The sequence below is a fragment of the Kitasatospora sp. NPDC127035 genome (assembly GCF_042726075.1).
GTDB lineage: Bacteria > Actinomycetota > Actinomycetes > Streptomycetales > Streptomycetaceae > Kitasatospora.
Window position 1 is genome coordinate 128,992 of sequence record NZ_JBHXDN010000017.1, and the last position, 9,408, is coordinate 138,399.

Sequence of the window (9,408 nt, forward strand, 5' to 3'; positions counted from 1 at the left end):
CCGTCCCTCGCCAGACCCCCCCCCCTCTCCCCCCGCCTCTCCCCCCCCCCCCCCCCCGCGGCGCCCCCCGGGGGGGGGGGGGGGGCCCCCCCCCCCCGGGCCCCACCACGCCCCGTTCTCCCGACCGTCGGCCGTCACGCCGCCTCGAAGCCCGCGTGGTCGGCGATCTTCTTCAGCTCGGCCAGCGCGTGCTTCTCGATCTGGCGAATCCGCTCCCTGGTCAGGCCGTGCTGCTTGCCCACCTCGGTCAGAGTGCGCTCGCGGCCGTCCTCCATCCCGTACCGCGACCGGATGATCGAGGCCGTGCGGTCGTCCAACCGCCCGATCAGGTCGTCCAGCTCCTCGCGGCGGAGCATGACCATCACGGCATCCTCCGGCGAGGTCGCCCCGGTGTCCTCGACGAGGTCGCCGAACTGCGTCTCGCCCTCGTCGTCGACCGACATGTTCAGACTGACCGGGTCACGTGCCCAGTCCAGCACGTCCTTGATCCGGGCCTCGGTGGTGTCCAGCTCGGCCGCGATCTCGGACGGGTCGGCCTCCCGGCCCAGCTCCTTGGACTTCTCCCGCTGCACCCGCCGGATCCGGCCCAGCTCCTCCACCAGGTGGACGGGAAGCCGGATCGTGCGCGACTGGTCGGCGATCGACCGGGTGATCGCCTGCCGGATCCACCACGTGGCGTAGGTGGAGAACTTGAAGCCCTTGGCGTAGTCGAACTTCTCGACCGCCCTCACCAGGCCCGCGTTGCCCTCCTGGATGAGGTCCAGGAGCGGCAGGCCGCTGCGCGGGTAGCGCCGGGCGACGGCCACCACGAGACGGAGGTTGGACCGGATGAAGACGTCCTTGGCGCGCTCGGCGTCCTCGGCTATCGCCTCCAGCTCGTCGCGCTGCACGCTCGCGGGGAGCTCGTCCTCCTCCAGCAGGTGCTGGGCGTACACACCGGCCTCGATCCGCAGTGAGAGCTCGACCTCCTCGGCGGCATCGAGCAGGGGCGTCCTGGCGATCTCGTCGAGGTACATGCCGACCAGGTCACGGTCGGCCTCGAAGTTGGTCGGGCGGGCCGCGCGAGTCCGGTCGGCCCTGTCGCGAACGACGGCACGGGTGGCCATGCTTGTGCTCCCTTTGCTGGTGTTGCCGAGGTCTGCCTGCCTGCCCGGAGCGGGCAAGAAGCGGGGGCCCCCGCGGGGCCTCACACGTAACGATCCAACGAACAGATTCCGGACAACATTCCCAAGTCGCTCAGATTCTTCCGGCGATGCAGTATCCTGCCGGATTTCACCGCGATCCTGGACGGAGGGTGACCGCTCGGACACCTGAGGTGCCGGCTCCGAAGCCAGGCCGGCCCGGGGCGGACGGCGGGTCGACGCCCTCGCCGCGACCCGCGGCGCACTCCCGCGCACCGCCCCTCTTCTCGTGAACCCCCGGGCCGGCGCCCGCGTTCCCCACGGGCCGCGCCCGCCCCCGGGCGCACGCAGGTCCTCCGCACAAAAGATGCCAAATCGCTATCGGTCCAGCGCTCGATCGGCACGACCGGCTGGGAAGGTGTCAGCCATGCACCTGACCAACAGCTCGCCCACCATCACCCCGCGTGATCGCCACCTGCTTCGGCACGCGGCTCTCGCGGTCGGCTGTGCCGCGCTGTTCGCCGTGCTGGCGGCCCTGGTGCAGACGGCCTGGCGCCCGCTCGCCCGCTTCGACCACGCGTCGGTCGGCGACCTGCACCACTACGCCACGGAGCACACCGTGTGGACCGCCGCGGTGCAGATGTTCTCCAACATCGGCGGCACCGTCACCATGCGGACGGTGCTCGGCCTGGTCGCGGTCTGGCTCTGGCTGATCGGCGCACGGGTGCTGGCCGGCTGGGTGGCGGCGCAGACCCTGATCGGCTGGGGCGGCCTGTGGGTCCTGAAGCTCTCGTTCGGCCGCGAGCGGCCCACGTTCCCCGAGCCGGTCTCGCACGCCGGCGGCCCGGCCCTCCCCTCCGGCCACGCGATGGCCTCCGCGATCACCTGTGTCGTCCTGGTCGGCCTGCTCTGGCCCCGGGTCCGCCGATCCGGCCGGATCGCCGCCTGCTCGGTCGCCGCCCTCACCGTGCTGGCGGTCGGCTTCACCAGGGTCGCCCTCGGCGTCCACTGGCCCAGCGACGTCCTCGCCGGCTGGCTCGCCGCCGGTATCGTCCTCGGCGCCGTGACGGTCGTCATCGAGCTGTCGCGTCCCGGCGCGCTGGCCCGCGACGTCCGACGGGTGGACTGGCGCACCCGCCCCCGGGTCCAGCGCGTCCTCGTCTCTCCCACCGGCCTGCCCGACGACGCCGCGGAACCCAGCGGTCACCCCGACGAACTGATCCGCTGACACGCCCCTCGGAGCCACCTCCGCCGGCACACTCCGCCCGCTCCCGGCACGGATCTGGCCGGGCCGGGTCGGGCTCCGGGCGCTCTGCGTCGGTCGGCGCCCAAATCCCTGCCTGCCGGACCGTGGTGGCGGGGACCGACCGTGTCCGATCCGGGCCGGGCCGAGCACAGGCAACGCTGAGCGGCCGGTGACACGTGACGACGAAGGGCCGGCTCCGAGGATCCCCTCGTGAACCGGCCCTTCTCACGTCATCCGCCGTGATCGGCGCTGTGCCCCAGGCAGGATTCGAACCTGCGACACCGGCTTTAGGAGAGCCGTGCTCTATCCCCTGAGCTACTGAGGCGGGGATGACCGCTGACAGCCTAGCGGATCGGCGGAGGGAGGGGTGGCGGTACGAGGCGGGGCGGCCGGACCGACGGGGAGTCAGCTCCGCCGGGAGGACGGAGCCCGGGTGCGGAGCGGGGGCCACCGGTGATCACCCCCCGAGCTGATCACTCCGCAGGGGCGGCGGATAGCCTGGGTGAACAAACGTGCCGGTGGGGGCATTGGCGTCCACCGGGGAGGACCACAGCGAGGACGGGGCGCGCCAGCATGACGTCGGGGGACCAACAACGGTACCGGCCCGCCGTTCTTCGGCTGCTGCAGACGGTGTGGCTCTGGCCGGCGCTGATCATGCTGGTCGTGGGCGGGTACCGGCTCGGCACGCCCGACCTCTGGCGGGACGAGGTGGCGAGCTGGACGGCGGCCACCCGCCCGCTCGGGGACCTGCTGCGGATGCTGCAGCACGTCGATGCCAGCAACGGCACCTACTACGTGCTCCTCCACGGCTGGACGGCGGTGTTCGGCGACTCGGTGATCTCCCTGCGGCTGCCGTCGGTGCTGGCCATGGCCGGTGCGGCCGGGTTCGTGGCGCTCACCGCCGAGCGGCTGTTCGGCGGCCGCGTCGCGGGGATGTCCGCCGGGGCGCTCTTCGCGGTCGTGCCACTGGTCTCCCGGTACGCGCAGGAGGCCCGCTCCTACGCGCTGGTGACCTGTGCGGTCGCGGCCGCGACCTGGTTCCTGCTCCGGGCGCTGGACGAACCGACGCTGCGGCGGTGGGCGCCGTACTGCGTGGCGATGGCGGTCGCGGGGGCGGGACACCTGGTCTCGCTGAGCACCCTGGTCGGACAACTCGCCCTGGTGACGCCGTACCTGGTCCGCCGCGGCGCGGCGCGGCGACGGCTGCTGTGGCGGCTCCCCCTGGCGGTGGCCGTCGCGGCGCTGGCCGCGCTGCCGGTGGCGGTGCTGGGCAACCGGCAGTCCGGGCGCCAGTTGGGCTGGCTCGCCCGGCCGAGCCTGGACCAGCTGTGGCACTTCGGCGAGCCGCTCTTCGGTTCGGCCCGGGTGTTCCACGTCTTCGTGGTGCTCGGGCTGCTGGCCCTGGCCCTGCCCGGACGCCGGCGGCCCGCGGTCCAGCTGCTGCTGCTCGCGGTACTGCCGGTGCTGGCGGTCTGGGTGATGTCGCGCGGCTCGACCTCGTACTTCCTCGACCGGTACCTGCTGTTCACGGTGCCCGCCTGGGCGGCGCTGGCCGGCGGCGGGATCCGCGCCGTGTACGGCGCGGTGGTGGCGGTCGCCCGGCGGACCCGGACGCCCCGGGAGCTGCGGGTGGCGGGGCTGCTGCTGGCGCTCGGGCTGGTCGCGACGGCGGGAGTGGTGGCCCTGCCCCGGCAGTCGCTGGTCCGCTACCAGGGTTCGCACTCGCAGTCGAAGGAGCCGTACCAGGCGGCGGCCGGGCTGATAGCCGCCGGCTACCGTCCCGGTGACGGGCTGGTCGTGCCGCTCGGCGACCAGGCCTGGTCGATGGTGGGACCGGGTGTCTCCTACTACCTGCCGGACCGGGTGCAGCCGTACCCGGTGTTCGTCGAACGCAGTGCCGCCCAGGCCGAGGACCTCTTCCCGGTGGCGTGCCCGCGGCCCGCCGACTGCACGGGGCCCGGGCGGCGGGCCTGGCTGCTGGTGCTCGGGGACACCGCCGATCCGCTGGCCGTGCTGCCCGGCGACCAGGTGGCGGCCCTGCGCGAACGGTACGGCCCGCCGGACCGGGTGACACCGCTCGGCGGGGTGACCCTGGCCCTGCTGGACGGCACGCGCTGACGCCGTAGCGCCGCTCGTACCCTCCGGAGCGCGGTCAGCGGTCACTCCTCGCCCGCCTCGCACGTCCCTCCCTCCCCCGGGCACGTCGCGGCCGGATGTTCCGGGCCACGCCGCCACGCCGCCGTGCCGCCCGCGCGCCGTGCCCCCGTCGCCCCCGGATGCGCGCTCCCGGAGGGCGGGCGACCATGGTGCGCAGTGACCAGGTCGGGAGGACGGGCCCGTGAGCGAGCAGCCGACCGGCCGGAGGACCCGGCGGAAGGCCCGGCGGAGGGCGCGGTGGAGAACGCGGTCGGCCGAGCTGACCGGATACGCGCGCGGACTGCCCGAGCACGTGCCGATGGTGGGCCGGGCCCTGCACCATCTGATCCGGGTCAACCTGCTGGACTGCGCGACCCGGCTGGCCGCCCAGGCGTTCCTGAGCGCACTGCCGGCACTGTTCGTGGTGGCGGTCTTCACCCCGGCGGCGATCCGGGAGGGCGTGGTGCGGTCGCTGCGCAAGGAGCTGGGTCTGGAGGGCGACGCGGCGCAGTCGGTGCAGCAGTTGCTCGGGACCGGCCACGAGCAGGACACCGGGTTCGGACTGCTCGGCGCGCTGGTGACGCTGTTGTCGGCGACGGCGCTGAGCCGGGCGATGCAGCGGGTCTGCGAGCGCTGCTGGGAACTGCCGAAGTCGGGGACGAGGGTGGCGGCCTGGCGCTGGCTGGTCTGGCTGGCGGTCTGGCTGGTCACCCTGGTGCTGCAGACGCCGGTCCGGGACGGCTTCGGGTTGGGGGCCTGGCTGGGGATCCCGCTGACGTTCCTGGACGGGACGGCGATCTGGTGGTGGACGCAGCACCTGCTGCTGGGCGCCCGGGTGCGCTGGCTGCCGCTGCTGCCGGGGGCGCTGCTCTGCGGGACGGTGGTGGTGGGCCTCGGGGTGGCCTCGCGCGTCTACCTGCCGGGCGCGATGGCTCGCAGCATCGGCCAGTTCGGGCCGTACGGGGTGGTCTTCACCGGGCTGTCCTGGCTGATCGTCATGTTCGCCGGGCTGACGGTGTCGATCGCGCTGGGCCGGGTGGTGTCCGAGGAGGAGTCGGTCGCGGGGCTGTTGGGTTCGCGGACCGAACCCGGCCGCTGGGGCGGCGCACGGTTCTGAGCCCCGGGCGGAGCGGGTGCCTGCCGCTCCGCCCGGGGTGTCGCTCAGAGGGCGCGGGTGAGCCGGGAGGCGATGGACGGCGGGTTCAGGTCGGACTGGAGCACGGCCGGGACCTCGATCCGGTTGTCGCCCTCGCCCGAGCGCAGCACGCCGACCTTGTCGCCCGCCCTGGCGGTGTGGCCGACCTTCACCGGGTCCAGCACGAGGGTCGCGGTGATGCCGGGGAATCCGGCCACGGTGAGGTCCTTGCCCGCGACGACCGGGACGGTGCCGCCGAGCCCGTCCTCGACCCGGCCGACCACCTCGCCCTGCTTGGCGAGGCTCTGTCCGGTCAGCCCGTTCTGGGCGGCCTGGATCTGCTTGGCGCTGACGTTCTGGACCATCTTGAGGATGCTGGGCTCGGCGGTGGTCGCCGGCTGGCCGAGGGTGACGCCGAGGATCAGCCGGCGCACCCCGCCGACCTCCTTGTAGGCGGCCCACATCAGGCAGCCGCCGGCCGGGGTGCTGGAGCCGGTCTTGACCCCGATGATGCCGTTCTTGGGGGAGATCAGGGTGTTGGTGTTGGAGATCTTCTGGTTGTTGAAGGTGGTGTCCGGGGTCGAGACGATCTGCCGGAAGATCTCGTCCTGCATGACCTGGCCGGCCAGCTTCAGCTGGTCCTTGGCGGTGCTCTTGGTGTCCGGGCTGAATCCGGCCGGGTCGGTGTAGGTCGTGTTGGTCATGCCGAACCTGGCGGCGGTGTCGTTCATCTTCCTGACGAACGCCTCCTCCGAACCGGCGTCCCAGCGGGCCAGCAGCCGGGCCACGTTGTTGGCCGACGGCAGCATCAGCAGTTCCAGGGCCTGGTACTGGCTGATCTGCTGGCCCTCGACCAGGGTGGCGCGGGACTCGTCGACGTTGCCGGACTCCTGGGCCGCCTGCTTGTCGACGGTGATCTTCGGCCCGCTCTCGCCCTTCTTGAGCGGGTGCGACTGGAGGATCAGGTAGGCGTTCATGACCTTGGTGACGCTGGCGATCGAGGCGGGCGTCTCCTGACCGGAGCTGCCCAGGCTGCCGACGCCGACCACCTCGGCGGCCGACTGGCCCTTGGCCGGCCAGGCCAGGTCGAGCGGGTCACCGGCGAAGGTGAAGCCGCCCGGGGCGGTGAGCCGCACCTTGCCGTCCGGCAGCGGGCGGAGCAGCTGGGCGGTCACCGCCGCGCCGAGGACGACGGCCAGGAACAGGGTCCAGATGGTGATCCGCTTGAGGGCGCGGCGCAGCGGGGAGACTGGGCGGGCGCTGAGTGCGGCCAGGACCTCCATCGCCTCGGAGGTCGACTCCGGGGACGGCTCCGGGGCGGGAACGGGCTCCGGGGCGGGGAGCGGTTCGGGCTCCGGCAGCGGCGGCGCGGGCGGCACCGGCCGGCGGTCGGGGGTGGGCAGCGGTTCGGGGGCCGGGGTGGGCCCGGGCTCCGGGGCGGGGGGTACGGGTGCGGGCCGGGGCAGCGGTTCCGGGTCGGGGGTCGGCTCGGGCTCGGGCAGCGGGCGCGGCGCCGGCGGCGCGGGGACGGTGCCCGCACCGGGGGCCGCGGGGGCGCGGAAGGCCCGAAGGGCCCGGGTCCGCTCCGCGTGGTCCGGCTTCTCGAACTTCTCCGTCTGCTCCGTCTGCTCGGGCCGGTCCGTCCGCTCGGGCCTGCCGGTGTCCGGGGCGGCTCCGGCGGCGGCGCCCCCGGTGGGTCCGGCGGTCGAGGAGTCGGCGGTCGCGGCCCCGGCGGCACCCCCGCCGTCCGTCCGCATGGCGAGACGGGGGTCGGCGGCCGGGCGCTTCGCCGGCCCGTCCCCGCCCCGCACGCCACCGGTCCCGAGGGGTTCCACCAGCTCCTCCGGCAGGCGCAACGCGGTCGTGGCCTCGTCGGCGGGGAGCCGCAGGGCGGTGGTCGCATCTTCGGCGGGGAGCCGCAGGGCGGTGGTCGCGTCGTCGGCGGGCAGTCGCAGGGAGGTGGTCGCCTTGTCCGACGGCAGGCGCAGCATCGTCGTCCGGATGTCCGCATCCCGGACGCGGAGGTGGGCGGTGGTGCCGCCCCGGGGCGCGCCCGACGCGCCGGAGGCGGTGGCACCGGAGCGCTCCGCACCGGCCGACCCGGCCTCGGACCCGGCCTCGGACCCAGCCTCCGACCCGGTCTCGGAAGCCGGCCCGGGCTCGGAAGGGGTCACGGCGTCGGAGCCGGACGCGGACGCGGATCCGGACGCGGTCGCGGTCGCGGGCTCGCCGGACTCGGGTGCGGAGCCGACCGCGGCCGACCCGGCGGCGGCGCCTCCGCCGGCACCGACCGCCGCCGCGGCAACCTCCTCGGAGGCCGCGGCGGCAGCGGTCCGTTCCCCGTCCCGCTCCCGCGCCCGCTCGCCGTCCCGCAGCACCCTGTCGGGGGACTCGCCCACGTAACCCAGCCTCCTCAACGCCCGGCGGGGCACCGGCAGACCCGATTTCGGGAAGCCGGTACCCCGCCCCGTGTACCTGTACAGTCTCCGCCACCCGCGACCGTTTGCGGTCGCCCACACCCCGCCCGACCGGCGGTTATTGCCGTGGCGCGGCCGCACTGCGGCCTGTTCAACGGTCAGACGCCGGGCCCGCCACGGCCGGTTCCCCCGCTCGATCGCAAGGTCACGATTCGGAGGCGTACTCGACAAGCCCGTGTGAGAGGCGTCACGCTGTTTCCCATCCACGCGGGGAGGCTTGGATGGGCAAGAGCCGCAGAACTATTCCCGAGGAACTCTTGCTGCTCGCTTTGGACCCGGCCACGGGCACCACTGCGCAGCCGCAGACCCTCGACCTCGGACTCGCCGGGGCCCAGCTCGTCGAGCTGTCCCTGGCCGGACGGATCGTTCCGGAGGGAGACCGCATCGCCGTGGTACTGCCACGGCCCACCGGTGACCCGACACTCGACCACGCGCTGGAGCTGTTGCGGCGACGTGGCAGTCCGGTCCGCGCCGCGCACTGGATCGGCGGGCCCCGACTGGGGCTCCGGCAGACCTATCTGGCGCACCTCGAACGGTGCGGCATGGTCACGGCCGTGCCGGGCCAGGTGTGCGGGGTGCTGCCGACGACGCGCTATCAGGCGTCCGACGACTGCACTAACGCTGCGATCAAGCAGCGGTTGGACACCGCGATCCGCACCGGCGTGCCGCCGGACCCGCGGACCGCGGCGCTCGCCGCGCTGGCGCACTCGGTGGGGCTGGGCAAGCACCTCTACCCGGGCAACGAGGGCCGGTCGTCACGGTCCCGGCTGCGCGACCTGATCCGGTACGACCCGCTGGGCGGGATGGTCGCGCACGCCGTGATGGACGTGCAGAACGGCCTGCCGAGCCAGCAGAACCGTTCCGCCCAGAGCGGCGGCGCGGCCCCGGCCGCGAGCAACGGCCGTCCGGCCCCACGCTCGGCGCCCGCACGCGGGTCCGGCGGACGGGTCGCGGCCCCTCGCGTCGGCGTCCGCTGACCCGACGGGGCAGGTCCGGCCGGCCGGGTAGGACCGGTTGCCGGACCGGCACGCGAACCACCCGCGCGCAGGGAACTCACCGGCGCGCAGAGCGGCGCTCGCCGCATCGCTCGCGCCGCACGGCGGCGCCGAGCAACCAGCAGTGAGAAGGGGCGGGGGGCCCCGACCGGAGTAGCCCGCGGCCCCCCCACCCCCCGGCCCACCGGGACCCGCCCCACGAGGCACCCACCCGGCGCGCGGGACGAAGGCCGGCGCCCCGCACGAGGGGTGCCGGCCTTCCGCACGGACCGGTCAGGCCGCCGTGAGCCCCGCGACC

6 protein-coding genes and 1 tRNA gene are annotated in these 9,408 nt (G+C 74.4%); 4 read left to right on the forward strand and 3 right to left on the reverse strand.

Annotation, left to right across the window (positions count from 1 at the left end; genetic code table 11):
* Positions 1-134 precede the first annotated feature (134 nt).
* A complete protein-coding gene (locus ACFWIC_RS14985; protein WP_329883324.1) occupies positions 135-1,106 on the reverse strand; it encodes a sigma-70 family RNA polymerase sigma factor in 972 nt (323 codons plus the stop codon).
* Between the two features lie 442 nt (positions 1,107-1,548).
* Here ACFWIC_RS14985 and ACFWIC_RS14990 point away from each other — a divergent pair, with 442 nt between their 5' ends.
* On the forward strand, positions 1,549-2,349 hold the full coding sequence (locus tag ACFWIC_RS14990; RefSeq protein WP_380518662.1) for a phosphatase PAP2 family protein: 801 nt from the start codon (positions 1,549-1,551) through the stop codon (positions 2,347-2,349).
* A gap of 270 nt (positions 2,350-2,619) precedes the next feature.
* Here ACFWIC_RS14990 and ACFWIC_RS14995 read toward each other — a convergent pair.
* Positions 2,620-2,692, reverse strand: a tRNA-Arg gene (locus ACFWIC_RS14995).
* Positions 2,693-2,940: 248 nt separating this feature from the next.
* Here ACFWIC_RS14995 and ACFWIC_RS15000 point away from each other — a divergent pair.
* Positions 2,941-4,485, forward strand: a complete 1,545-nt coding sequence (locus tag ACFWIC_RS15000) for a glycosyltransferase family 39 protein (protein WP_329952984.1) — start codon at positions 2,941-2,943, stop codon at positions 4,483-4,485.
* Between the two features lie 220 nt (positions 4,486-4,705).
* Positions 4,706-5,620, forward strand: a complete 915-nt coding sequence (locus ACFWIC_RS15005; protein ID WP_380518664.1) for a YhjD/YihY/BrkB family envelope integrity protein — start codon at positions 4,706-4,708, stop codon at positions 5,618-5,620.
* A gap of 44 nt (positions 5,621-5,664) precedes the next feature.
* Here ACFWIC_RS15005 and ACFWIC_RS15010 read toward each other — a convergent pair whose 3' ends face one another.
* Positions 5,665-8,037 carry a D-alanyl-D-alanine carboxypeptidase gene (locus ACFWIC_RS15010; RefSeq protein ID WP_380518666.1) on the reverse strand — a complete coding sequence of 791 codons (2,373 nt, stop codon included), beginning with the start codon at positions 8,035-8,037 and terminating at the stop codon, positions 5,665-5,667.
* A 299-nt stretch (positions 8,038-8,336) separates the two neighbouring features.
* Here ACFWIC_RS15010 and ACFWIC_RS15015 point away from each other — a divergent pair, with 299 nt between their 5' ends.
* Positions 8,337-9,092 carry a GPP34 family phosphoprotein gene (locus tag ACFWIC_RS15015; protein ID WP_329883319.1) on the forward strand — a complete coding sequence of 252 codons (756 nt, stop codon included), beginning with the start codon at positions 8,337-8,339 and terminating at the stop codon, positions 9,090-9,092.
* The last annotated feature ends 316 nt before the right edge of the window (positions 9,093-9,408 follow it).